Below are 23,208 nucleotides of genomic sequence, written 5' to 3' on the forward strand. Positions count from 1 at the left end.
GCACATCGCCGCAATCGCGCTAACCTCATGCCATGAGCTGGCAACCCGAAATCGACGAACTCAACCGCCGCCGCCAACTCGCCCATGCCATGGGCGGGCCCGACAAGCTGAAACGGCAGGCCGACGCCGGCCGCCTGGATGCCCGCGCCCGCATCGCCGCGCTCGCCGATCCCGGCAGCTTCCATGAACTGGGCGAACTCGCCGGCTTCGGCAGCTATGCCCCGGACGGCAGCCTGACCGCCTTCCAGCCGGCCAACTTCCTCTATGGCCGCGCCACGCTGGACCAGCGCCCGGTCGTGCTGACCGCCGACGATTTCACCGTCCGCGGCGCCGCCGCCGACGCCGCGCTCCACCGCAAGCTGACCGAGGCCGAACGGCTGGCGAACGAATATCGCCTGCCGCTGATCCGCATGATCGAGGGCACCGGCGGCGGCGGTTCGGTCAAGACGCTGGCCTCCTCCGGTTACACCTACATTCCCGAACTGCCGGGCTGGGAGGTGATGATCGACAATCTGGCGACCGTGCCCGTCGTCGCGCTGGGCCTCGGCCCGGTCGCCGGGCTGGGCGCCGGCCGGCAGGTGATGGCGCATTTCAGCGTGCTGGTCGATGGCCTGTCACAGATGTTCGTCGCCGGCCCACCGGTGGTTCTTGCTGCGGGCGAAAAGCGCAGCAAGGAGGAGCTGGGGGGTGCAGCAATCCATGCAGCAAATGGCGCCATCGACCTGCGGGTGGCCACCGAAGGGGACGCCTTCGCCGCGCTGCGCCGTTTTCTTTCCTATTTGCCCTCAAGCGTTTACGAAATTGCTGCGCGCAGCAATCCCGCCGACGATCCGCGTCGCCGCGCCGAATCCCTGCTGTCCGCCATCCCCCGCGATGGCCGCAAGCTCTACGCCATCCGCCCCATCCTGGACGCCATCGTCGATCACGGCAGCCTGTTCGAGATCGGCCGCGAATGGGGCACCGCCATCGTCACGGCCTTCGCCCGGCTGGACGGCTGGCCGGTCGCCATCCTCGCCTCCGATCCGATGGCGCTCGGCGGGCTCTGGACGGCGGCGACCGCGCGCAAAGTGGAACGCTTCGTCGACCTCGCCGACACCTTCCACCTGCCGGTGGTGCACCTGGTCGACAATCCCGGCTTCATGATCGGGCGAAAGGCGGAGGAGGAGGCGACCATCCGCTGGGGCAGCCGCGCGCTGATGGCGATCTATCAGGCCACCACCCCCTGGTGCAGCGTCATCCTGCGCAAGGCCTATGGCATGGCCGGCAGCGGCCATGGCCCGGCCGACCGCTTCCGCTGGCGCATGGCCTGGCCCAGCGGCGACTGGGGCAGCCTGCCCATCGCCGGCGGACTGGAAGCCGCCTATCGCGCCGAGCTGGAGGCCGCCGAAGATCCCGCCGCCACCCTCGCCGCCATCAAGGCGCAGCTCGACGCCGTGCGCTCGCCGTTCCGCACCGCCGAGCATTTCGGCGTCGAAAGCATCATCGACCCGCGTGACACCCGCGCCGAACTCTGCCGTTTCGCCACGCTCGCACAGCGCCGCCTGACGCCGGGCAAACGCCCCGGCGGCTGGCGACCCTGACCATCAAAAACTGCCCGACCCCAGCCGCGCGACGATCAGGTCGAGCTGGTCGAGACTGCTGAAACTCAGCGTCACCTGCCCGGCGCCATCCTTCGCCTCGATCCGCGTCTTCAGGCCGGTCGAATCGGCGATGTTCCGCTCCAGCGCCTCGATATCCGCGTCGCGCGCCGGCTTCGCCTTGCGGGGCTTCGCCATGCCCTTCGCCCGCACCAGCGCCTCCAGCTGGCGTACCGTCAGCGCCTGTTCCACCACCCGCCGCGCCAGCGCCAGCGGCTCTTCCACCCCGGCGAGCACCTTGGCATGGCCCAGGCTCAGCCGGCCGTCGGCCACCATCGCCTGCACCTCCTCCGGCAGATAGACCAGCCGAACCATGTTGCTGATATGACTGCGGGATTTGCCGACCCGCTTCGCCATCAGCTCATGGTCCACCTGGTGCCGGTACATCAGCTGGCGATAGGCCTGCGCTTCCTCCATCGGGTTCAACTCGGCGCGCTGGATATTCTCCACCAGCGCCGCTTCCAGGATCGATTCCCCGTCCACATCGTGGATGATGACCGGAATGTCATGCCGTCCCGCCATCCGGGCCGCGCGCCAGCGCCGCTCCCCGGCGACGATGATATGGCGCCCCTCGCGCTCCGCCGTCACCACGATCGGCTGCAACAACCCCATGTTGCGGATCGAACTCGCCAGCTCTTCCAGCGCCGCGGGATCGAAATGCCGCCTCGGCTGGTCCGGATTGGGCGCGATCATCGCGATCGGCAGCATCAACGTATCGCCGCTCTTCGGCTTCGCCGGCGCGCCCATCTCGTCCAGCAGGGCCGAAAGCCCGCGCCCCAGACCCCGTTTCGCCGCAGCTTCCGTCATCGTCACCCTTTCATGCCGCCCGCGCCGCCGGCGCACCGATGATTTCACGCGCCAGGGCCAGATAGGCCTCCGACCCCGGACAGCGCAGGTCATAGAGCAACGCCGGCAGCCCGTGGCTCGGCGCCTCCGACAGGCGCACATTGCGCGGGATCACCGTGCGCAACACCTGGCTCCCCAACGCCGCGCGCACGTCCGCCTCGACCTGGCCCGACAGGCTGTTGCGCCGGTCCACCATGGTCATCAACACGCCCAGCAGGGCCAGCCGCGGATTCCCGCGTGACCGAACTTGTTCAATGGTTTGAAGGAGTTGCGTCAACCCTTCCAGCGCATAATATTCCGCCTGCAATGGGATCAGCACCGAATCGACCGCCATCAGCGCATTCAGCGTCAACAGGCCCAGCGACGGCGGACAATCGATCAGTACCCAATCGGGCAGGACCGCATCGGCCAGCACCGCCTTCAGCCGTTCGGTGCGGCGCGGCACCTCCACCAGCTCGACCTCGGCGCCTGAAAGCTGCTCATGGGCCGGCACCACCGACAGTCCTGGAACCAGGGCGGGCCGCGAGGCGTCCGCGAGCGTGGCGGTGCCTGTCAGAAGCTCGTAGCTGGAGGGTGAACGCTGATCGCGCGCGATGCCCACGCCGGTTGACGCATTGCCCTGCGGGTCAAGGTCGATCAGCAAAGTCGAAGCCCCGCTGGCAGCCAGGGCGGTGGCCAGGTTGACCGCGGTGGTCGTCTTTCCGACCCCCCCCTTCTGGTTGGCGATGGCAACGCGCCGCATCAACCCGTCTTTCGTCTGACATCGGTGGCGAGAAGGATTCGCGCCTCCGGCTCCGTCATACTCGGCGCAAGGGTCACGTCAAAGCGATAGCGGCGCTGCGCATCGGATATTTCGGCCGCATGGCGGACGCCCTTGGGCAGCACCCAGCGCGTATCGGGCCGGGCGTGCGACAAACCCCAATCGAACAGGCGTTCCACCGGCGCGCATGCGCGGGCGGTCAGGATGTCCGGCCGCATCGGCGCCAGGGCTTCGACACGGGCGCAATGGACCTGCACATGGGTCAATCCCATCTCGGCAACGGCTGCGGCCAGAAAATCGCATTTCTTGCCAACCGATTCGATCAGATCGAAGCGGCTGCCATGATCCATCGCGGCCAGCACCAGCGAAGGAAAACCGCCGCCAGCCCCCATGTCCACCCAATGCTGGCCCGCCGGCGTCAGCGCTGCCAACTGCGCTGAATCGGCGAAATGGCGATGCCAAATGGCCGGCAAGGTCGATGGTGCGACCAGGTTCATGCGCCCTTGCCACTCGACGAGCAGGGCGGCGTAGCGGTGCAGCCGATCCAATGTTCCACGTGGAACATTGAACCGGTCCGCAAACGCCTCCGGTGTCACGCCGCCTCGGCCAGCGCATTGCGGCGCAGCCAGGCGATGAGGGCGGTGATGGCGGCAGGCGTGACGCCGTTCACTCGGGATGCCTGCCCGATCGTGGCCGGTGCCGCCCGGCCCAGACGCTCGATCATCTCGGTGGACAGGCCCGCGACGCGCGCAAAGTCCATGTCCCGTGGCAGTCGCAGCGTCTCATCCCGATGCAGGGCGGCAACGTCCGATTCCTGTCGGCTGAGATAGACGACATAGCGCGCATCGGTTGCGATGCGGTCCGCGATGGCAGCGGGAATGGCCGCGAAACGCGGATCGGCCCGGCCAAGCAGTGCCCAATCGACGGTGGGAAAGCGCAGCCAGTCCCAAGCGCTTCGTTGCTGACCATCGTTGCGGATTTCGGCGCCGTTGTCGATGAGCGCGGCGGGATTAAGAATCGTCTCGCGTGACAGCGTTTCCGCGCCCTTCAGCGCCGCCTGGGTATCCGCCCATTGCGCTGCCCGACGGGCACCGACCAGGCCCATTGACAGGCCCAACGGTGTGAGTCGGGCGTCGGCATTGTCCGCGCGAAGTCGCAGGCGATATTCGGCGCGGGAGGTGAACATGCGATAGGGCTCGCTGACGCCCTGTGTGGTCAGATCGTCGATCATCACCGCGAGATAGCTGCTGGCGCGATCGAGCGGCAGCGGCCCCAAGCCGGACGCGGCGCGCGCGGCGTTCGTTCCGGCGACCAGACCTTGCGCGGCGGCTTCCTCATAACCGGTCGTGCCGTTGATCTGCCCCGCCAGCCACAGCCCCGGCATCGCCCGCAGTTGCAGGCTGCTGTCGAGCGCACGCGGGTCGATATGGTCATATTCGACCGCATAGCCCGGTTCGACAATCTCCACCCGTTCGAGGCCGGCGATGGTCCGGAGCATCGCCAACTGAACATCCACGGGCAGGCTGGTTGAAATGCCGTTGGGATAGACCAGCGGATCATCGACGCCTTCGGGCTCCAGGAAGATCTGGTGGCCGTCGCGGTCGCCGAAGCGCATGACCTTGTCTTCGACGGATGGGCAGTAACGCGGCCCGACGCCATCGATTCGGCCGGCATACATCGGCGCGCGATGGATGTTCTGCCGGATGATGGCATGCGTGGCGGCGTTGGTGCGCGTGATGAAACAGGACAGCTGCGGCAGCGCGGCAGCGGTGGTGAAGCTGGAGAAGAAGCTCGGCTGGCTGTCGCCCGGCTGTTCCTCCAGGCCGCTCCAGTCGATGGTGCGGCCATCGAGACGCGGCGGTGTGCCGGTTTTCAGACGGCCCATCGGAAGGTTCAGCGCGCGCAGCTGTTGGGCAAGTCGATGCGCGCCGCCCTCACCAACACGACCGCCGATCTTCTGCGATTCGCCACGGTGCATGATGCCGCCAAGAAAGGTTCCCGTGGTAAGGACAACAGCGGCGGCCGACATCGCGCCGACACTGGTCTCTATGCCCACAACGCGCTGCCCGGCATGGCTCAGCGCCAGCACTTCGGCTTCGACGATGTCGATCCGTCCCTGCTCGCGAAGCAGGGCGCGTGTCGCGGCGGCGAAATGCTTGCGGTCGGCCTGACTGCGCGGGCCCTGCACCGCCGGGCCTCGGCTGCGGTTCAGCAGTCGGAACTGGATCGCGGAAGCATCAGCCGCGCGCCCCATGATGCCATCGAGCGCGTCGATCTCCCGAACCAAATGCCCCTTGCCCAGCCCGCCGATGGCGGGATTGCAGCTCATCTGACCGATATTGTCGGCGCGAAGCGTCACCAGGATCACATGCGCGCCCAGCCGGGCCGCGGCGGCCGCCGCCTCCGTCCCCGCATGGCCGCCGCCGATGATGATGACATCGCATTTCATCGGCCCGCCCTAATTCACCCAGGCGATTCGGTCAAAGCTGTCTGTCCGCCATCCATGTTCCACGTGGAACATCGGTCTCATTGTTCCACGTGGAACAGTCATTTGCCGATGCAGAAGCGGCTGAAAATCTGGTCGAGCACCGCCTCGGCATCGACTGCTCCGGTCAGGCGCCCCAAGGCGCGCACGGCCAAGCGCAGGGACTCGGCGCGCAGGACGGGATCCGGCTGTCGCTGAGCGGCACGCAAATCCTCCCGCGCCGTGGACAGCCAGTGGACATGTCGCGCATGGGTAACAAGCGCCGGCTCGCCCGGCGGCATCTGCGCGCGTGCCCAGGCAATCAGCCTGTCGAGCAGCGAATCCAGCCCGGCACCGGTCGTCGCCGAGAGCGCCACATGGCTGCCGTGGTCGCCCGGCCTCTCTTCGCTCAGATCGATCTTGTTGCGAATCTTCAGCACGGAACCGGGGACATCGATCGACTCTTCGCCCAGCAACAGGATCAAATCAGCGGAGGCGGCGCGGGCGCGGGCGCGGGCGATGCCTTCGGCCTCGACCGGGTCCGTGCTGTCGCGCAACCCGGCGGTGTCGAGCACGATGGCCGGGACGCCACCGAGGTTGAGGGGGACTTCGATGATGTCCCGCGTCGTTCCGGCGTGGGGCGTGACAATGGCGACATCGCGCGCCGCGAGCGCGTTGACGAGGCTGGACTTGCCGGCATTGGGGGGACCGATGACGGCGATGGTCAGGCCGTCGCGGACACGAGCGCCGCTGTCGGCGCTGGCAAGGGCCGAGTCGAGTTCAGCCAGCAGCGGCGCGACGCGATGCCGGACCGTGGCAAGCCCCGCAGCGACATCGGCTTCCTCCTCAGCGAAGTCGAGATCGGCTTCCGCGTCGGCGAGGAGGGTGAGGAGGTGATGGCGCCAGCTCTCGGCCTTGGCACGCAGGCGGCCGCTGGCGTTGGTCAATGCCTGGTCGCGCTGCGCGGCGGTCTCGGCGACGATCAAGTCCGAGAGGGCTTCGGCCTGGGTGAGGTCGATGCGGCCGTTGAGGAAGGCACGACGGGTGAATTCGCCGGCTTCGGCGGGATGGAGGCCCGGCATCGCCGACAGGGCATCGAGGACACCGGCGACAACGGCCGGGCTGCCATGAAGATGAAGTTCGACGCAGTCTTCGCCGGTGAAGCTGGCCGGGGCCGGGAACCAGAGCGTGAGCGCGGTGTCGAGCAGGGTCCCGGTGCGGGGGTCGTGCAGGCGGCGGAGGCTGGTGTGACGGGGAGCGGGCAAGGGACGGTTGGTCAGCGCTTTGAGGGTCGGGCCGGCTGCCGGGCCGCTGAGCCGGATGAGGGCGACGCCGGCGGGCGGGGTGCCGCTGCCCAGCGCGAAGATGGTGGACATTCAGTCCTTCTTGCCCCCGTCTTTCTTGCCCATGCCTGCCGCTGACCAGAAGAGTTGCTGCATCTTTTCAAGGCCTTCGGACATGCCGGGGAGGCCGCCGGTCCAAGCGCGGGTCATGCGGTCGATGTCGGCCGGCGTGATGCCCTCGGTCATCAGCGCCTGGGCACGGGCCAGCCAGGCGTCATGCAGTGGCGTGACGTCTGGCAGGCCCAGGAAGGCGCGGGCTTCGGCCGGGGTGCAATCGATGTCGAAGGTGATCTTCATGGCGCGCCAATCCCCAAGTTCATGCAACGAGTATATCCTGTTCCATCATCCGAAACAAAATGTGTTTGTTTTCAATGTTTTGACTGCTCATTTGGCGGTCGGGACGAGGGTTGCCGTGGTGAGGGGCGCGTCCTTCTGGCCGCGGGCATGGGCTTCGTTGGCGCGCATCACGCGCAGCAGATTCTCACCGGCGAGCTTGCGCAGGTTCGCGTCGCTCCAGCCGCGGCGGGCGAGCTCGGCGAGAAGCGCGGGGTAGCGGTCGACGCCCTCGAGGCCGACGGGGGTGATGTCGATGCCGTCATAGTCGCCACCGAGGCCGACATGATCGTGGCCGGCGACCTTCGCGGCATGCTCGATGTGGTTGGCGACCTCGGCGAGCGTGGTGACGGGGCGCGGGTTGGCGGCGTCCCAGGCGTCGGTCGCGGCCTTGATGCGGTCGGGCTGGCCGAGGAAGCGGGATTTCGCCCGGGCGGCTTCGGCCTCGCGCGCGGCGCCCCAGTCCATGCGCGCCTGGCTGAGGAACTGCGGCACGAAGGTGATCATGATGACGCCGCCGTTGGCCGGCAGGCGGGCGAGGATGTCGTCGGGCACGTTGCGGGGATGGTCGCAGAGCGCGCGGACGCTGCTGTGGCTGAAGATCACCGGCGTCTTGCTGATGTCCAGCACGTCGGCCATCACCTTCGGGCTGACATGGCTGATGTCGATCAGCATGCCGAGCCGGTTCATCTCGGCGACGACGCTTTTGCCGAAGGGGGCGAGGCCGTTGTGGCGCGGGGTGTCGTTCGAACTGTCCGCCCAGTCGATGGTGGCGGTGTGGGTGAGCGTCATGTAACGCGCGCCGGCGTCGAAGAATTGCCGCAGGACGCCGAGGCTGTTGTCGATCTGGTGGCCGCCTTCGATGCCGATCAGGCTGGCGACCCGGCCGGCGCGGTGGATGCGCACGATGTCGTCGGCGGTGCGGGCGAGTTCGAGGTCCTTCGGATAACGTCGCACCATGGCGTGAACGAGGTCGATCTGTTCGGCGGTGAGCTTGACCGCCGCCGGCCCGGTGATGTCGGCGGGGATCCAGACGCTCCAGAACTGCGCGCCGACGCCGCCGGCGCGCAGCCGCGGGATGTCGGTGTGGCGCGGTTGTGGCAGCGCGCGGCTGTCGGCCGTCAGGTCCTGGGTGTAGCGGGCATCGCCATGGGCCTTGCGCAGCGCCCAGGGCCAGTCGTTGTGGCCGTCGATGAGGGGGGTGGTGCGGAGCAGGCGGGCGATGCGGGTGGCTGTCTGGGGTGACTCCCCCACCCCCGGCCCCTCCCCTGAAGGGGCGGGGAGTGCGGGCGATGCGGCCGCAAGGAGGAGGGCGAGGAGGAGGGGTTTCATTGGCTGTCGGCCAGGGTGGCGACGAGGGTGTGGAGATAGTCGCGGCCGTCGAGGACGGACTTGACACGGATGCGCTCATTGAGGCCGTGGACGCCGCCGCCGTCCTGGTCGAACAGGATGCCGGGAACACCGTAGGTGGGGATGCCGGCGGCGGCAAGGAAGATGGCGTCGGTGGCGCCCGTAGAGACGATGGGGACGAAGGCGACGCCGGGGAACATTTTTTGGGCGAGCGCCTCCATCGGGCCGACGATTCGGGGGTCGAGCGCCGGGGGCTGGGCGATGGGGCCGCGGGCGCCGCGCGGCGTGATGGTGACCAGCGGGTCGTCGATCAGCTTCGCCAGCGTCGCCTGCGTCTGTTCGATGGTCTGGCCGGGGAAGATGCGGCAGTTGATGTTGGCGCGAGCCCTTTGTGGCAGGGCGTTTTCGGCGTGGCCGGCGTTCAGCAGGGTGGCGACGCAGGTGGTGCGCAGCGTCGAGTTGATGAGCGGGTCGCGGCGCAGCAGGGCGTTGGCGGCGGGATCGTCGGGCGTGGCGAGGATGGTGCGCATGGCATCGCCGGCGGGGCCGCCGATCACGGGCGCGAGGCGCGCCATCTGGGCGCGGGTGGTGTCGTTGAGGCTGGTGGGGAAGTGGAAGGCCTCGACCTTTTCGACGGCGCGGGCGAGCGTGTAGATGGCATTGTCGGCGCGCGGCATCGAGCTGTGGCCGCCGGGGTTGGTGACTTCGAGCGTGTAGTTGGTGCTGGCCTTTTCGCCGACCTGGAGGGCGAGGAGGAGGGGCGTGCCGTCGGCCTTGAGGCGGCCGCCGCCACCCTCGTTCAGGGCATATTGCGCGTCGATCAGCTGGCGGCGGTTCGTGCTCAGCCATTCGGCGCCGTTGAAGGCGTTGTTGGTTTCCTCGCCGCAGGTGAGCGCCAGTTTGAGGGTGCGTTTGAAGCGGGATTTCGCGCTTTTCCAGCGAATGAGGCTGTCGGCGAAGATGGCGGCCATCGCCTTGTCGTCCGCCACGCCGCGGGCGTAGAAATAGCCGCCTTCCTCGATCAGGGTGAAGGGGTCGCGGGTCCAGTCCTCGCGCTTCGCCTCCACGACGTCGATATGGGCGAGGAGAAGGATGGGCTTGAGGGTCTTGCTGGTGCCGGGGAAAATGGCGACGAGGCCGCCTTCCTTGGGTTTTTCCGGCACGCTGAAGATCGTCAGGTCGCTGTCGGCGAAGCCGGCGGCCTTTAGCCGGGCGGCGACCTGGGTGGCGGCTTTGGTGCAGTCACCGGCGGACAGCGTGGTGTTGGTTTCAACGAGTTCCTTGTAGAGCGCGCGGAAGGCGGGTTCGCCGGCACGATCCTGCGCCAGGGCCGGGATGGCGAGGATGGCGGCAATGCCGGCGGCGAGGATGGCGCGCATGGTTTTCTCCCTGAATGGGGGGCAGGTTAACGCATCGCGCCGAAAAGTGGATACCGGTTTTTGGCAAAAAGCGATGCGACGAAAAAAGCGGCGCGATGGGTGCGGGGGAGCAAGCCCTGTTCAGGGGAGGGTGAGGGTGAAGCTGCCGGTGCGGCGGATGTGGAGGTCGCAGCGGCTGATGATGTCCATGCCGATGAGGACGCCGAATTCGGGGTGGTCGGCCCAGTCCATGCCCTGGACGATATCGTCCAGAAACCAGGGAAGACGGGCATCGTCGGCGCTGTCCAACCGGAAGCCGAGGCGAAAATTGAACAGGCGATGGGGCGCCGAACCGGACGCGTTGTTGACGACGATCTTGCCGCGGCTGGGCAGCTTCAGCGCTGCTGCGAGGCTGCGTGACAGGCCGGAACGCAGGGCCCCGGTGTCGAGCAAGCCCGTGCTGGTCTGAAACTGAAGCATGGCGGGGGATTCGCCATCGGCCGGCAGGCTTGCGACCGCGATGGGGAGCAGGATGCGGAAGGAGCCGCGTGCCGGTTGCAGGGCACCTTCAATGCGCGGCAAGTGACCAATAGCCCATGTCGACGGGATCGATCACCACCGGCTGGATGGAGTAGGGCTGGCCGGGAAAGCGACGAGCGCCCTCCTGCTCGGCAGTGCCGGGGCTGTCGTGAATGGCGATGAGCTGGCCGTCGTGCAGCAGGGCATAGCGGCCTTCATGGTCCGGAAGCAGGTTTGCAATCTGGCGCATGAACGCGTCATAATTGCGATCGATCGCATCGAGCCATTGCTGTTCCACATGGAACATATAGCATGCTTCATGAGGGGAATCAAAGCGTTGCAAGTGATTCGAACTATTCGACAATGGTTGTGGGGTGTGGCCGGGATCGGCATCTGCCTGGCCTTGACCGCCCCTTCGGCCAGCGCGGACGAGGCATTGGCGGCGCGGGTGGGGGCGGTGTTGGCGGAGGCGGGGGTTGGGGTTCGGTTCGGGATGCTGGTGGTGGATGACGATGGCCGGGAGGTGGTGGCGATCGCGCCCGACATGCGGTTCATCCCCGCATCAAACACCAAGCTGCTGACCACGGCGGCGACGTTCGACCATGCCGCGGGGCTGGCGGGCACTGGCGAGCGCGCGCTGGAAGGGCGCGCGACCGGCGGCGCGGCGGTGCGGCTGGAGGGCGGCGACGTGATTCTGGAAGGGCGCGGGGAAGCGCGATTGTCCAGCGCGCCGGATTGCGTGGCGACGTGTCTGTCGACGCTGGCGGATGCGGTGGCGGCGAAAACCCGCCGGGTGCGCGATGTGGTGGGGGATGACAGCCGTTTTCCCGACGAGCGCTGGCCGGCGGGGATGAGCTGGAACAACCTGCCCGAGCGATCGGGGACGGGGATTTCGGCGCTGACGCTCGACAACAATGAGCAGCTGTTGCGGGTGGTGCCGGGGGCGGTGGGACGGGCGCCGGTGATCGAGACGGGGACCTATCTGGCCATCGACAATCGCGCGGTGACGGTGGCGGCGCCGGGCGCCGGGCGCCGGCCGGGCGCGATGGACGTGGGCCGGCTGGCGGGCGAGCGGGTGGTGCGGCTGGACGGGGCGATCTCCGCCGGTGCGCCAGAGACGATCGGGCTGGGGATCGACGATCCGGCGCACTATGCCGCCTGGCGGCTGGCGGCGATGCTGCGCGAGCGCGGCGTGGTGGTGACGGGGGACGTGCGCGTGCGGCACCGGGCACCGCGGCCGTTCGATGACCCGCGGGTGCGTGCCGGGGCACCGGCAATGCGGCCGCCGCGGCCGGCGGTGCTGGCGGAACTGCCGGCGAGCGAACTCGAGGCGACGGCGACAGTGGTGAACAAGGTGAGCCAGAATCTTTATGCCGAGCTGCTGCTGCGCCGGCTGGGGGCGATCGACGGCACGGGGAGCGTGGCGGACGGGCTGGCGAAGGTGGCGGAGACGATGGCGCGCGCCGGCGTGGCGCGGACGGCATGGGACCTGTCCGACGGGTCGGGGATGTCGACCTACAACCGCCTGTCGCCGCGGGCGACGGTGACGCTGTTGCGCTGGGTGGCGACGCAGCCGTGGGCGGCGGCGTATCGCGCGACGCTGCCGGTGGCGGGGATGGACGGGACGCTGCGGCGGCGGTTCCGGGGGACGCCGTTGCAGGGCGTGCTGGTGGCGAAGACCGGGGCGGTGAACGCGACCAATGCGCTGGCGGGCACCATGGTGGCGGCATCGGGGCGGACGCTGACCTTTGCCATCTATGCCAATGATGTGCCGGGTGGCGGCGGGGTGACGGGGGTGATGGACCGCGCGCTGGGGGTGGTGGCGGCGGGGAGTTGAGGGAGGATTTCGGCTAGTTGGAGGGCACCCACCCCCGCCGCGCTGTCGCGCGAGTCGCCCCTCCCGCTCTCCGCTGCGCGGGGCAGGAGGGGTGTGGTGCGCGAGGCTGCTCAATTGAAGCGGCGGTGGCGGGGTATGGGGCGATAATGGGTGTTGCCGTTGGGCAACGGTGGCGGGGTTCCTGAACTGTGGTTAATGTTGCGGCTGGCGGGGCGCGGGCGGGCGGTTAGACTTGGTTGCGGATGCGGCCGGTGCGGTTGCGCCGGGATGAACGAAGGCGCCGAATGGCGCGCGAAGGGGACAGATGATGCGGCAGGGATCGATGCGGGCGGCGCTGGTTTCGGGGACGGCGCCTGGGGCAATGCTGGGCACGATGCTGGGGGCGATGCTGCTGGCGGGCGCGGTGCGGGCGCAGACGGCGGCGCCGGCGCCGGGCGCCGATGAGGGCGAGATGATCGTGGTGACGGGGTCGCGCATCAAGCGCAACCCGAACGACAGCCCGCTGCCGCTGCAGGTGTTCACGCCCGATGACCTGTCGCGCGAGAGCATCGTGAGCCCCGAGCAGTTCATCAGCCTGCTGTCGACCAACGGCAATGGCGCGGACAATCTGGCATCGAACACCGATGTGACGAGCGGCGCGCAGCGCGGCACCAACGGGCTTTCCGCGGCGAACCTGCGCGGGCAGGGGAGCGCGGCGACGCTGGTGCTGCTGAACGGGCGGCGGGTGGCGGCGCACGGGCTGTCGGGCCAGGCGGTGGACGTGAACCAGATCCCGTTCGCGGCGATCGAGCGGATCGAGGTGCTGAAGGATGGCGCCTCCGCCATCTATGGCACGGACGCGGTGGGGGGTGTGATCAACTTCATCACCAAGACCAATTATCAGGGGGTGACGCTGAACGGCTTCACCGATGTGACGGGGAAGGGGGACAGCCCGATCTACCGGATTTCCGGGACGGTCGGCTATGGCGACCTGAAATCCCAGGGTTTCAACATCATGGGGGCGGTGAGCTATAGCTGGAACAGCATCCTGCGCGGGTCCGACCGCAGCTTCGTGAACGGCAACCAGCCGAACCGGGGGCTTTCGGTGGACACGCGGGGGACGCCGATCGCGACGCTGTTCCCGGTCAACCCGACGGCGCCGGGCGTGGGCATTTCGCAGGGTGGCACGCTGCTGGGCGGCACCAGCGGATCGACGGTGCTGGATGATCTGATCTTTCCTGGATCCATATCGGCTGCCAATCCGAAAGGTGTCCGCGCGTCGGGCGGGATCAACGTGCTCGACCTGCCGGGCGGGGCGGGCTGCCAGTCCATGGACGGGGGGATGGCCTATGACGACAAATTGTGGGCCAATCCGGCGGCCGCCTTTGCCTGCGCCTGGGACACCGGGCGGGCGGCGATCCTGCAGCAGCCGCTGGAGACGCTGACCTATTATGGCCGGGCGACGGTGGAGCTGGGTGAGCATCAGCTGTTCGCGGAGATCACCGGATCAAAGGCGGATTCGTCGAAGCAGTTTTCCAACAACCAGCTGACGGCGAACAACACGACGCTGCCGCTGGCCTATCCGCTGAACGACCTGACGCGGGCGACCTACAATGACATCTACAACAAGGTGGTGGCGCAGTTTCCCGCGATCTCGGTGAATTATGGCAAGCCGATCGCCTTCCGCTGGCGCTGCATCGCCTGCGACGTGCGCGAATATGCGACCGAGACCAAGACGCTGCGGGCGACGGTGGGGGCCGAAGGGCCGCTGTTCGGCGACTGGGATTATCGCGCCGGCGCCTCCTATGCGCGGAGCGAAAGCTCCTCGGTGCTGGGGACGGGCTATCATTTCCGCGGCACCTTCGTCTCGGCGGCGCAGGCGGCGGCGTCGGGGATCCCCGGCGCCATCGCCGGCTCGCCCGATCCGCGCGCGCCGACGGCGCCGGGCGCCAGCGCGCCGGGGCTGGTGGGGCTGATCAACAGCGGCATCCTGAACCCCTTCTCGCTGGTGCAGTCGCAGCAGGCGATCGACGGGCTGAAGGCGATCTCGGCGACGGGGACGACGCTGTATGGCGGCAAATATGAGGTGAAGCAGGCCGATGCCTCGGTGTCGGGCAGCCTGTTCGAATTGCCGGCGGGCAGCGTGAAGGCGGCGATCGGGGTGGATTTCCGGCAGGAGAAATATGGCTTCAACGGTTCGCCGGCGGATGCCATCGACAAGCCGAACATCTTCAACGCGGCGTTCGACAACGTCAATGCGCTGACCGGGGTAAAGCGCGACATCAAGGCCGCTTATGCGGAGGTGCTGTTTCCGATCTTCACCGGGTTCGAGATCACCGGCGCGATTCGGGTGGACGATTACACCGGCTTCGGCACGACCTGGAACCCGAAGGTAGCGTTCAAGTGGCGGCCGATCGATTCGCTGCTGTTCCGCGGCAGTTACAACAGCAGCTTCCGGGTGCCGAGTTTCAACCAGATTTTCAATGGCGTGACGCTGTCGCCCTATTCGGGCCGCGACCTGGTGGACCCGGTGAAATGCCCGAGCAACAAGGTGAGCGTGACCGATCCAAACTGCTTTCAGATCAACCCGGACATCGCCAATGGCGGTTTCCCGGAGCTGGGGCCGGAGAAGGCGAAGCAGGTGAACCTGGGCGTGGTGTTCCAGCCGAACCGGTTGTGGAGCGCCAGCGTCGACTGGTGGATGATCAATGTGGACGGCACGATCACCATTTTGACGCTGCAGGACCTGGTGAAGAATGCGACGCTGTTTCCCGAGCGGTTCGTGCGCAATTCGGCGGGGACGATCATCGTGATCGACCAGCGCTGGGTGAATGCCGGCGCGCGGCGGACGCAGGGGCTGGAGATATCCCTGCGCGGCGGGCATGAGTTCGACGACGGCAGCGCCATCACCGCGGGGCTGGACGGCACCTATCTGTTGAAGAAGCGGGAGCAGTTGATCCCCAACACGCCGTTCGGGCCGAGCCTGATCGGGGTGTTCACCTTTGCCGGCGACCTGGGGCTGCGGTGGAAGCACAATGCCTGGGTGACGTGGAGCAACGAGCAGTTTTCGGTCTCGCTCTCCCAGATTTTCCGGAAAGGCTATACCAACCAGGAGCTGCCGGGCGTGACCGCGGGGCTGGTGAGCCCGCCGGACCTGCAGAAGCAGGTGAAGGACTATGTCATCTACAACCTCTCTGCCTCCGCGACGATCCAGAAGAATCTGAAGGTGATCTTTGGCGTGCGGAACCTGTTCGACAAAGATCCGCCGTTCGCGATCACCTATGACAGCAACACCGGGGCCGGCAGCAGCTGGGAGCCGCGGGTGGCCGATCCGCGCGGGCGGAGCTTCACGCTGTCGGCGGAGGTGAAGTTCTGAGGGCCTGCCTTAGAGCATGGTCCGTGTCTGTGGAATCACCAGCATCGGAAAGCCATGCGGCAAAACAAGGAGATAGAGCGGCCGATCTGATGCAGTCAGATCGAGACTCGCTCTAGGGGCTGGCTGAGGGCATGAAAAAGGCGGGCTTCGGGGATGCCGAAGCCCGCCTTCATCTTGTCCGGGGATCAGGCGGCGACGTGGCGGCGGCGGCGCAGGGTGCCACCGACGAGGCCGAAGCCGAGGATCATCATGGCCCAGGTGGCCGGTTCGGGGACCACGGCGAGGCTGATATTGTCCAGCAGGAAGAAGCTGGGTTCATTGTAGAAGATGAAGCCGAGCTCGGTGCTGCTGGTGGACGCGGTCAGCGTTGTGGTGAAGGTCTGATAGTCGAACGAATCGAGATCGAAATCGATGGAGACGAAGCCGCCGTCCCAGAAGACCCCGTAGGCGTTGGGCGGGCCGCCGAGATTGGCGAGGTCGAACGACAGGGTATAGACGCCGCCGGCGGTGGTGTTGATCAACTGGACGATGCCGCCGCCGCCGGGATCGAGCGGGCCGAAGGCGGCGTGGAAATCACCGTCCGTCGGGCCGCCGCCCGCCAGTTCATCGGTGACGAAGGTGAAGCTGGTGTCACCCACCTGCTCCCACCCGCTGAAGTCGCCGGTTTCGAAGCTGCCGTTGGAGACGAGGTTGCCGCCGGAGAAGGAGATGACGCCGGGCTGGTTGGCGAAGACCGGCACCAGCGTGTTCTTGGAGAAGACGGTGGCGCTGGCGGGAAGCGCGAGCACGAGCGCGGCGGTGGTGAGGATGGTTTTCAACATGGTAAGCCCCCATGAAATGACCCAGTGGGTGGATGAAACATGGTTAATGATGATTCGTCAAGGCGCTGCGATGCAACAAGGGGGCATTGCGTCACAGGTGAGATGTCAGCGGGCGTCGTATGAAATCATCCCCTACCCTCCAGAGGGCAGGGAACAGTCTGTGGGATAGCCCTGTCTGCCGCCTTGGCTACTGGTTCATCGAATCGAAGAAGTCGGCGTTGGATTTGCTGTCCTTCAGCTTGTCGAGCAGGAACTCCATGCTGTCGATGGTGCCCATCTGCATGAGGATGCGGCGCAGCACCCGCATCTTCGACAGGATGGCGTCGTCGACCAGCAGCTCTTCCTTGCGCGTGCCGGACTTGCCGATGTCGAGCGCGGGGAAGACGCGCTTGTCGGCGATCTTGCGGTCGAGCACGATTTCGCTGTTGCCGGTGCCCTTGAACTCCTCGAAGATCACCTCGTCCATGCGGCTGCCGGTGTCGATCAGCGCGGTGGAGATGATGGTGAGCGAGCCGCCTTCCTCGATATTGCGCGCCGCGCCAAAGAAGCGTTTCGGGCGCTGGAGCGCGTTGGCATCGACGCCGCCGGTCAGCACCTTGCCGGAGGACGGCATGGCGGTGTTGTAGGCGCGGCCCAGGCGGGTGATGTTGTCCAAGAGGATGATGACGTCACGCTTGTGCTCGACCAGGCGCTTGGCTTTCTCGATCACCATTTCGGCGACCTGGATGTGGCGCTGCGCGGGTTCGTCGAAAGTGGAGCTGATGACCTCCCCCTTCACCGTGCGCTGCATGTCGGTGACTTCCTCCGGCCGCTCGTCGATGAGGAGCACGATGAGGTAGCATTCGGGGTGGTTCTGGCTGATGGCGCGGGCGACATTCTGCATCATCACCGTCTTGCCGACGCGCGGCGGGGCGACGATCAGGCAGCGCTGGCCCTTCCCCAAGGGCGTGACGATGTCGAGGACGCGGCCGGTGCGGTCCTTCACCGTGGGGTCGTCGAGGGAGAGGGTGAGGCGCTCGTCCGGGTAGAGCGGGGTGAGGTTGTCGAAATTGACGCGGCGGCGGACGACCTCTGGATCGTCGAAGTTGATGGTCAGGAGCTTGACCAGGCTGAAATAGCGTTCGCCTTCCTTGGGCGCGCGGATTTCGCCCTCCACCGTGTCACCGGTGCGCAGGCCGTGGCGGCGCACCTGCGCCGGCGAGATGTAGATGTCGTCCGGGCCGGCGAGGTAATTGGCCTCGGCAGCGCGGAGAAAGCCGAAGCCGTCCTGCAGCACCTCGATGGTGCCGGCGCCGATGATGTCCTCGCCGCGGTCGGCGATGACCTTGAGGATGCCGAACAGCAGGTCCTGCTTGCGCAGCGTGGAGGCCTGTTCGACGCCGAGCTCCTCGGCCATGGCGACGAGTTGCGCGGGGGTTTTTTTCTTGAGTTCCTGGAGATGCATTCAATCTGTCCTGGGGGCCGCCGGCGCGCGAAGGGCATCAATCGGCGGGAAAGGGGCGCGACCGAGGACCGGTGCGCCTGTTGGGAGCTAAGCCGACCTCAGGCGGGTGTCAAGCGGCGAGCGGTCAGAAGGGTTTGAGGATGGCGAGACCGACCAGCAGGATGGTGAAGAAGGCGGGGACTTCATTGAGGTAGCGCAGGCTTTTTTCCGCCATGGGGCGCTGGCCGGCCGCCATTTTCTTCGACATGCCGACCGCCCAGCCATGGTAGCCGCTGAGCAGCAGGACGAGGAAGATCTTGGCGTGGATCCAGCCGGAGCCGGCGAGGCCGTAGGAGGTGGCGACCATCAGGCCGAGGATCCAGACCGCGATGAGGGCGGGGTTGAGGATGATGCGGCGCAGGCGGGCGGTGCGCTCCGTCCATTTGAGGTCTTCGGGCGAGCCGGGGGTCTCGCCGGCCTGGTAGACGAGGTAGCGCGGCAGCATGAACAGGCCCGCGATCCAGAAGAAGGTGACGATGACGTGCAGCGCCTTCACCTGGACGTAGAAACCGCCGAGCCAGCCCATCATGTTTTCCATGGCCGGGTTATGCGGGGGTTTGGCGGGAGGGGCAAGGGGGCTTGGGGCTGCGGCTTGCTGGCCCCCTCCGCCGCCGCTGCGCGGCGAGTCGCTCCCCCGTGCCGGGGGAGAGGCATGAGCAGCTACGGCTCGATGTGCTTGCACCCACCGTGTGCATCGGGCTCGCCTTCGCTCGCACCCACCCCCTGCCCCTCCCTTCTCCGCTGCGCGGGAGGGAGGGGAGTTAAGCACGGAGGTGGGTAAGCAGGGCTTCGACGTGGGGGATGGGGGTTTGTTGCAGGATGCCGTGGCCGAGGTTGAAGATGTGGGGGCGGCCGGCGAGGGCTTCGCAGATGCGGGTGATGGCGGCGGTCAGGGGCTCGCCGCCGGCCAGCAGGGCGAGGGGGTCGAGGTTGCCCTGCACGGGGAGGTCGGCGGGCAGGTTGGCGTGGGCCCAGGCGGGATCGAGGGCTTCGTCGAGGCCGACGGCGTCGACGTGCGTTTCGCGGGCGTAGCGGGGGAGTTTCTCGCCGGCGCCCTTGGGGAAGCCGATGACGGGGATGTGGGGGTGGCGGGCTTTCAGCTGGGCGACGAGTGCGGCGGTGGGGGCGATGACCCAGCGGTCGAACTCGGACGGGGCAAGGCTGCCCGACCAGCTGTCGAACAGTTGCAGGGCTTCGGCGCCGGCCATGACCTGGCCGGAGAGATAATCGAGGGTTGTCGCGCTGATGCGGTCGATGAGGGCCTGGAAGGCGGCGGGGTCGCGGTAGGCAAGGGTGCGGGCGGGGGCCTGCTCCTTGGTGCCATGGCCGGCGACCATGTAGGTGGCGACGGTCCAGGGCGAGCCGGCGAAGCCGATGAGGGTGACGTGGGGCGGGAGCGCGGCGGCGACCTTGGCGACGGTCTGGTAGATGGGATCGAAATGGTGGAGGGCGGGGGTGAGGCCGTCGATCCAGGCGCCGGGATCATGGGGGGTGAGCGGGGGCGTGAGGCGGGGGCCTTCGCCTTCGGTGAAGGTGAGCTGCTGGCCGAGCGCGTGGGGGACGATGAGGATGTCGGAAAACAGGATGGCGGCATCCATGCCGAAGCGGCGGATGGGTTGCAGGGTGATCTCGGCCGCGGCGTCGCTGTCATAGACCAGGTTGAGGAAGCTGCCTTTCTCGGCGCGCAGCGCGCGATATTCGGGGAGGTAGCGGCCGGCCTGGCGCATCAGCCAGAGCGGGGGGGTGGGCAGGATCTGGCCGGCCAGCGTCGCGAGGATGGGTTTCATGCCCGCCATGGTGGGAGAGCGGAGGGCCGGGGGTCAAGCGCCACAAGCCAGGGACTCCTTTATATTTAAGGAATCCTTGTTGTTGGTTGTTGTGCTGTGGATGCTGGGGATGCTTCGCTGTCCACCTTGTTGTCCACAGGGATGACGGGGTGCAAGCCCTTCCGCACGCTTGGGGATCCGGGTTTGTCAGGCTTTTGCCACGGCAGCGTCATGGACTTGTCCCGAGGCGGACAAGCGGGTTTTGGCGGGGGCTGGCGGCGGGGGAGCGATGGCGCGGCCGTGATGAACAGAGCCTTCCCCCGGCTTTTCCGCTCGGCTATCCACAGACTTGTGAGCATCCTGCACCTGCATCTGGTTTCGGATTCGACCGGCGAGACGCTGGAATCGATGGCGAAGGCGGGCTTGAGCCAGTTCGAGGGGGTGGAGGCGGTCAAGCATTTCTGGCCGATGGTGCGGAGCGAAGGGCATCTGGACCGGGTGCTGGACGAGATCGCCGCGCGGCCCGGGCTGATCCTCTATACGCTGGTGGGGGGTGCGGTGCGGGCGCGGCTGGAGACGCGGGCGGCGGCCATGGGCCTGCCGGTGGTGGCGGTGCTGGATCCGGTGGTGGAGGGGCTGAGCCGGGTGCTGGGGCGCGAGGCCAAGGCGCGGCCGGGGCGGCAGCATGTGATGGACGCGGCCTATTTCAGACGGGTGGAGGCGATCACCTTCACCATGGCGCATGACGACGGCCTGCTGGCGGACGACTGGGAGCAGGCGGACATCGTGCTGGCGGGGGTGAGCCGCAGCAGCAAGACGCCGACCAGCATCTATCTGGCGAACCGCGGCTATAAATGCGCGAACATGCCGCTGGTGCCGGGCGATCCGACGATGCAGGGGCTGCTGACCCTGAAGAAGCCGCTGGTGGTGGGGTTGACGGTGAGTGCCGAGCGGCTGATCGCGGTGCGGCGCAACCGGCTGACGGCGCTGGGGCGCGGGCCGGACGACAGCTATGTCGACCCCGACGGGGTGGCGCGCGAGCTGATGATGGCGCGGCGGCTGTTCGCGGACCGGGGCTGGCCGGTGATCGATGTGACGCGGCGCAGCATCGAGGAGACGGCGGCGGCGGTGATCAACCTCTATAACCAGCGGGAAGAGCCGGCGGGGGTGGTGGGTTGATGGAATTGATCCTGGCGTCGGAGAGTGCGTCGCGGCGGGCGATGCTGCTGGCGGCGGGGGTGCCGGTGACGTGCGTGGGGGCGCAGGTGGATGAGGGGGCGATCCGGGATTCGCTGCGGGCGGAAGGCCGGCGGGTGCGGGATGTGGCGGATGCGCTGGCGGAGGCGAAGGCGGTGAAGGTGAGCCGCAGGCATCCGGGGGCACTGGTGCTGGGGGCGGATTCGATGCTGGCGTTCGGGGACCGGCATATTGACAAGGCGGAGAGCATCGCGGCGGCGCGGGACCAGCTGCGGGCGCTGCGGGGGCAGCCCCACAGCCTGGTGAGCGCCGCGGTGGTGGCGCTGGACGGGGTGCCGGTGTGGCGGCATGTGGGCGTGGCGCGGCTGGTGATGCGGGACTTTTCCGACGCCTTTCTGGAGGAGTATGTGGCGGCGGAGGGGGAGGCGCTGTTGACGACAGTGGGCGGCTATCGGCTGGAGGGGTTGGGAGCGCAGCTGTTCAGCGCGGTTGAGGGGGATTATTTCACGGTGCTGGGCCTGCCGCTGCTGGCGGTGCTGGGCTATCTGCGGGAGCGGGGGGTGATGGCGGCATGAGCTTGCCCGTCGCAGGCGTTGTCGGCTGGCCCGTCGCCCATTCCAAATCCCCGCTGATCCACCGCTTCTGGCTGCGGTGTTTGAGCCTGGACGGGGAGTATGTGCGGTTGCCGGTGAAGCCCGAGGCCTTGCCGGCGGCGCTGGCGGGATTGCCGGTTCTGGGGTTCCGGGGCGTGAATGTGACGGTGCCGCACAAGGAGGCGGCGCTGCGGGCGTGCGGGCATGTCGATGCCAGCGCGGCGGCGGTGGGGGCGGCCAATATCGTCTGCGTGCGGGAGGATGGCACGCTGTCCGCGCACAACAGCGACGTGCAGGGGGTGCTGGCGGCGGGGCTGCCGAAGGATGGGCTGGTGGTGATCGGTGCCGGCGGCGCGGCGCGGGCGGCGCTGACCGCGGCCAGCCTGGTGGGGGCGAAATCGGTGACATTGGTGGTGCGCGATGCGGCGAAGGGGCGGGCGTTGCTGGCGGCGTTCCGGCTGGTGGGCGATGTCATCGGGTTTGAGGAGGGGCTGCCGGCGGCGACGGCGATGCTGGTGAACGCCGGTCCGCTGGGGATGGTGGGGCAGCCGGCGATGCCGCTGCCGCTGCTGGTGGCGGTGGAGGGGCTGCGCGCGGACGCCAGCGTGTTCGACATGGTCTATGCGCCGCTGGAGACGGACTTGCTGGGGGCGGCGCGGCGGCGGGGGCTGCGGGTGGTGGACGGCTTGACCATGCTGATCGCGCAGGCGGCGGCGGCGTTCCGGCTGTTCTATGGGGTGGAGGCGCCGCGCGAGCGGGATGCGGAGTTGCGGGGGTTGCTGGGGGGATGAGGGGTGCTAACTGCAGACAAACACCCACCCCCGCTCGCCTTTGGCGAGTCGCCGCTGGCGCTTTGCGCCGTCTTCGACTTCCCGCTCTCCGCTTCGCGGGGCAGGAGGGGTATTGCGCGTCCATGCCCTTGTTGTTGATCGATACGATGAGAATTGGTCGATGAGACGACCCGTGGTGATTGGATTGACCGGGAGCATCGGGATGGGGAAATCCACGGTGGCGGCGATGTTCCGGCGGTTGGGGGTGCCCGTCTATGATGCCGATGCGGCGGTGCGGGCGTTGCAGGGGCCCGGGGGGGCGGCGCTGGGGCGAATCGAGGCGGCGTTTCCGGGGGTGACGGGGGTGGCGGGGCTGGATCGGGCGAAGCTGGGGGCGGCGGTGTTCGGCGCGCCGGAGAAACTGCGGGTGCTGGAGGGGATACTATACCCGCTGATCGCGGAGACGCAGGCGCGGTTTCGGCGGCGCTGGCGGCACAAGCGCTTGGTTGTGCTGGATGTGCCGCTGCTGTTCGAGAAGGGCGGCTGGCGAACGGTTGACATGACGGTGGTGGCGAGCGCGCCGGCGCGGGTGCAGCGCGGGCGGGTGCTGGCGCGGCCGGGGATGACGCGGGACAAGTTCGCGGGCATCCTGGCGCAGCAGATGGGCGATGCCGAAAAGCGCGCGCGCGCCGATCTGGTGGTGGAGACCGGCCGCGGGCGGTTGCTGACTTGGCGGACGGTTCGCGCGCTGGTGCGCGAACTGGGATAGGAGTGGG

The 23,208-nt window shown here is 67.7% G+C and carries 21 protein-coding genes; 7 read left to right on the forward strand and 14 right to left on the reverse strand.

Annotation, left to right across the window (positions count from 1 at the left end; all coding sequences use genetic code 11):
- Window positions 1-32: 32 nt before the first annotated feature.
- Complete coding sequence (locus tag H3309_RS15670) at window positions 33-1,580, forward strand: acyl-CoA carboxylase subunit beta (RefSeq protein WP_182295882.1); 1,548 nt, start codon at window positions 33-35, stop codon at window positions 1,578-1,580.
- Between the two features lie 3 nt (window positions 1,581-1,583).
- Here H3309_RS15670 and H3309_RS15675 read toward each other — a convergent pair whose 3' ends face one another.
- From H3309_RS15675 to H3309_RS15720, 10 genes are all read right to left on the reverse strand, one after another.
- Complete coding sequence (locus H3309_RS15675) at window positions 1,584-2,444, reverse strand: ParB/RepB/Spo0J family partition protein (RefSeq protein WP_182295884.1); 861 nt, start codon at window positions 2,442-2,444, stop codon at window positions 1,584-1,586.
- 10 nt (window positions 2,445-2,454) lie between these two features.
- Window positions 2,455-3,225, reverse strand: a complete 771-nt coding sequence (locus H3309_RS15680; RefSeq protein ID WP_317983330.1) for a ParA family protein — start codon at window positions 3,223-3,225, stop codon at window positions 2,455-2,457.
- A complete protein-coding gene (gene rsmG / locus H3309_RS15685; protein ID WP_182295888.1) occupies window positions 3,225-3,839 on the reverse strand; it encodes a 16S rRNA (guanine(527)-N(7))-methyltransferase RsmG in 615 nt (204 codons plus the stop codon). Before rsmG ends, H3309_RS15680 begins: the two co-directional genes overlap by 1 nt.
- Window positions 3,836-5,692 carry a tRNA uridine-5-carboxymethylaminomethyl(34) synthesis enzyme MnmG gene (gene mnmG / locus H3309_RS15690; protein ID WP_182295890.1) on the reverse strand — a complete coding sequence of 619 codons (1,857 nt, stop codon included), beginning with the start codon at window positions 5,690-5,692 and terminating at the stop codon, window positions 3,836-3,838. The genes rsmG and mnmG overlap by 4 nt, the downstream gene beginning before the upstream one ends.
- Before the next feature lie 98 nt (window positions 5,693-5,790).
- The gene (gene mnmE / locus H3309_RS15695) at window positions 5,791-7,083 is read right to left on the reverse strand and encodes a tRNA uridine-5-carboxymethylaminomethyl(34) synthesis GTPase MnmE (RefSeq protein ID WP_182295892.1); all 1,293 of its coding nucleotides are present in this window, start codon (window positions 7,081-7,083) and stop codon (window positions 5,791-5,793) included.
- The gene (locus H3309_RS15700) at window positions 7,084-7,347 is read right to left on the reverse strand and encodes a DUF6489 family protein (RefSeq protein WP_182295893.1); all 264 of its coding nucleotides are present in this window, start codon (window positions 7,345-7,347) and stop codon (window positions 7,084-7,086) included. It abuts the gene before it with no gap.
- An 87-nt stretch (window positions 7,348-7,434) separates the two neighbouring features.
- Window positions 7,435-8,715, reverse strand: a complete 1,281-nt coding sequence (locus tag H3309_RS15705) for a dipeptidase (RefSeq protein WP_182295895.1) — start codon at window positions 8,713-8,715, stop codon at window positions 7,435-7,437.
- Window positions 8,712-10,112, reverse strand: coding sequence for a M20/M25/M40 family metallo-hydrolase (locus H3309_RS15710; protein ID WP_182295897.1), 1,401 nt, complete (start codon window positions 10,110-10,112; stop codon window positions 8,712-8,714). Before H3309_RS15710 ends, H3309_RS15705 begins: the two co-directional genes overlap by 4 nt.
- Before the next feature lie 120 nt (window positions 10,113-10,232).
- Window positions 10,233-10,673 (reverse strand): pepsin/retropepsin-like aspartic protease family protein, encoded by a 441-nt coding sequence (locus H3309_RS15715; RefSeq protein WP_182295899.1) that lies wholly within the window; start codon window positions 10,671-10,673, stop codon window positions 10,233-10,235.
- Window positions 10,660-10,917, reverse strand: coding sequence for a hypothetical protein (locus H3309_RS15720; RefSeq protein WP_182295901.1), 258 nt, complete (start codon window positions 10,915-10,917; stop codon window positions 10,660-10,662). The genes H3309_RS15715 and H3309_RS15720 overlap by 14 nt, the downstream gene beginning before the upstream one ends.
- Before the next feature lie 96 nt (window positions 10,918-11,013).
- On the opposite strand from H3309_RS15720, the gene dacB reads away from it, so the two are divergent.
- Entirely contained in the window at window positions 11,014-12,447 is a 1,434-nt protein-coding gene (gene dacB / locus H3309_RS15725; RefSeq protein WP_243453774.1) for a D-alanyl-D-alanine carboxypeptidase/D-alanyl-D-alanine endopeptidase, read from the forward strand.
- Between the two features lie 304 nt (window positions 12,448-12,751).
- Window positions 12,752-15,802: a TonB-dependent receptor domain-containing protein gene (locus H3309_RS15730; protein ID WP_182295905.1), complete on the forward strand. Its 3,051-nt coding sequence runs from the start codon at window positions 12,752-12,754 to the stop codon at window positions 15,800-15,802.
- 185 nt (window positions 15,803-15,987) lie between these two features.
- Here H3309_RS15730 and H3309_RS15735 read toward each other — a convergent pair whose 3' ends face one another.
- From H3309_RS15735 to hemE, 4 genes are all read right to left on the reverse strand, one after another.
- On the reverse strand, window positions 15,988-16,623 hold the full coding sequence (locus H3309_RS15735) for a PEPxxWA-CTERM sorting domain-containing protein (protein ID WP_182295907.1): 636 nt from the start codon (window positions 16,621-16,623) through the stop codon (window positions 15,988-15,990).
- 187 nt (window positions 16,624-16,810) lie between these two features.
- Window positions 16,811-18,067: a transcription termination factor Rho gene (gene rho / locus H3309_RS15740; RefSeq protein ID WP_182295909.1), complete on the reverse strand. Its 1,257-nt coding sequence runs from the start codon at window positions 18,065-18,067 to the stop codon at window positions 16,811-16,813.
- A 124-nt stretch (window positions 18,068-18,191) separates the two neighbouring features.
- Window positions 18,192-18,644, reverse strand: a complete 453-nt coding sequence (locus tag H3309_RS15745; RefSeq protein ID WP_243453775.1) for a CopD family protein — start codon at window positions 18,642-18,644, stop codon at window positions 18,192-18,194.
- Window positions 18,645-18,867: 223 nt separating this feature from the next.
- Window positions 18,868-19,902, reverse strand: a complete 1,035-nt coding sequence (gene hemE, locus H3309_RS15750; RefSeq protein WP_182295911.1) for a uroporphyrinogen decarboxylase — start codon at window positions 19,900-19,902, stop codon at window positions 18,868-18,870.
- Window positions 19,903-20,223: 321 nt separating this feature from the next.
- Between hemE and H3309_RS15755 the strand changes: the two genes are divergently transcribed.
- The 4 genes from H3309_RS15755 to coaE all read left to right on the forward strand — a co-directional run bounded on the left by H3309_RS15755 (window position 20,224) and on the right by coaE (window position 23,201).
- Entirely contained in the window at window positions 20,224-21,051 is an 828-nt protein-coding gene (locus tag H3309_RS15755; RefSeq protein WP_182295913.1) for a pyruvate, water dikinase regulatory protein, read from the forward strand.
- A complete protein-coding gene (locus H3309_RS15760; protein ID WP_182295915.1) occupies window positions 21,051-21,644 on the forward strand; it encodes a Maf family protein in 594 nt (197 codons plus the stop codon). Before H3309_RS15755 ends, H3309_RS15760 begins: the two co-directional genes overlap by 1 nt.
- Window positions 21,641-22,453 (forward strand): shikimate dehydrogenase family protein, encoded by an 813-nt coding sequence (locus H3309_RS17580; protein ID WP_182295917.1) that lies wholly within the window; start codon window positions 21,641-21,643, stop codon window positions 22,451-22,453. Before H3309_RS15760 ends, H3309_RS17580 begins: the two co-directional genes overlap by 4 nt.
- Window positions 22,454-22,613: 160 nt before the next feature.
- Entirely contained in the window at window positions 22,614-23,201 is a 588-nt protein-coding gene (coaE, locus tag H3309_RS15770) for a dephospho-CoA kinase (RefSeq protein WP_182295919.1), read from the forward strand.
- Window positions 23,202-23,208 lie beyond the last annotated feature (7 nt).

The organism is Sandaracinobacteroides saxicola (assembly GCF_014117445.1).
In the GTDB taxonomy this organism is placed as follows: domain Bacteria; phylum Pseudomonadota; class Alphaproteobacteria; order Sphingomonadales; family Sphingomonadaceae; genus Sandaracinobacteroides_A; species Sandaracinobacteroides_A saxicola.

Coding starts and splice junctions, on each gene's coding strand:
- H3309_RS15705 (WP_182295895.1), bottom strand. CDS start 8,715: ATGAAACCCCTCCTCCTCGCCCTCCTCCTTGCGGCCGCATCGCCCGCA.
- H3309_RS15730 (WP_182295905.1), top strand. CDS start 12,752: ATGATGCGGCAGGGATCGATGCGGGCGGCGCTGGTTTCGGGGACGGCG.
- H3309_RS15700 (WP_182295893.1), bottom strand. CDS start 7,347: ATGAAGATCACCTTCGACATCGATTGCACCCCGGCCGAAGCCCGCGCC.
- mnmG (WP_182295890.1), bottom strand. CDS start 5,692: ATGAAATGCGATGTCATCATCATCGGCGGCGGCCATGCGGGGACGGAG.
- H3309_RS15760 (WP_182295915.1), top strand. CDS start 21,051: ATGGAATTGATCCTGGCGTCGGAGAGTGCGTCGCGGCGGGCGATGCTG.
- H3309_RS15735 (WP_182295907.1), bottom strand. CDS start 16,623: ATGTTGAAAACCATCCTCACCACCGCCGCGCTCGTGCTCGCGCTTCCC.
- hemE (WP_182295911.1), bottom strand. CDS start 19,902: ATGGCGGGCATGAAACCCATCCTCGCGACGCTGGCCGGCCAGATCCTG.
- H3309_RS17580 (WP_182295917.1), top strand. CDS start 21,641: ATGAGCTTGCCCGTCGCAGGCGTTGTCGGCTGGCCCGTCGCCCATTCC.
- H3309_RS15675 (WP_182295884.1), bottom strand. CDS start 2,444: ATGACGGAAGCTGCGGCGAAACGGGGTCTGGGGCGCGGGCTTTCGGCC.
- H3309_RS15680 (WP_317983330.1), bottom strand. CDS start 3,225: ATGCGGCGCGTTGCCATCGCCAACCAGAAGGGGGGGGTCGGAAAGACG.
- coaE (WP_182295919.1), top strand. CDS start 22,614: ATGAGACGACCCGTGGTGATTGGATTGACCGGGAGCATCGGGATGGGG.
- H3309_RS15720 (WP_182295901.1), bottom strand. CDS start 10,917: ATGTTCCATGTGGAACAGCAATGGCTCGATGCGATCGATCGCAATTAT.
- H3309_RS15670 (WP_182295882.1), top strand. CDS start 33: ATGAGCTGGCAACCCGAAATCGACGAACTCAACCGCCGCCGCCAACTC.
- rho (WP_182295909.1), bottom strand. CDS start 18,067: ATGCATCTCCAGGAACTCAAGAAAAAAACCCCCGCGCAACTCGTCGCC.
- mnmE (WP_182295892.1), bottom strand. CDS start 7,083: ATGTCCACCATCTTCGCGCTGGGCAGCGGCACCCCGCCCGCCGGCGTC.
- H3309_RS15745 (WP_243453775.1), bottom strand. CDS start 18,644: ATGGAAAACATGATGGGCTGGCTCGGCGGTTTCTACGTCCAGGTGAAG.
- H3309_RS15710 (WP_182295897.1), bottom strand. CDS start 10,112: ATGCGCGCCATCCTCGCCGCCGGCATTGCCGCCATCCTCGCCATCCCG.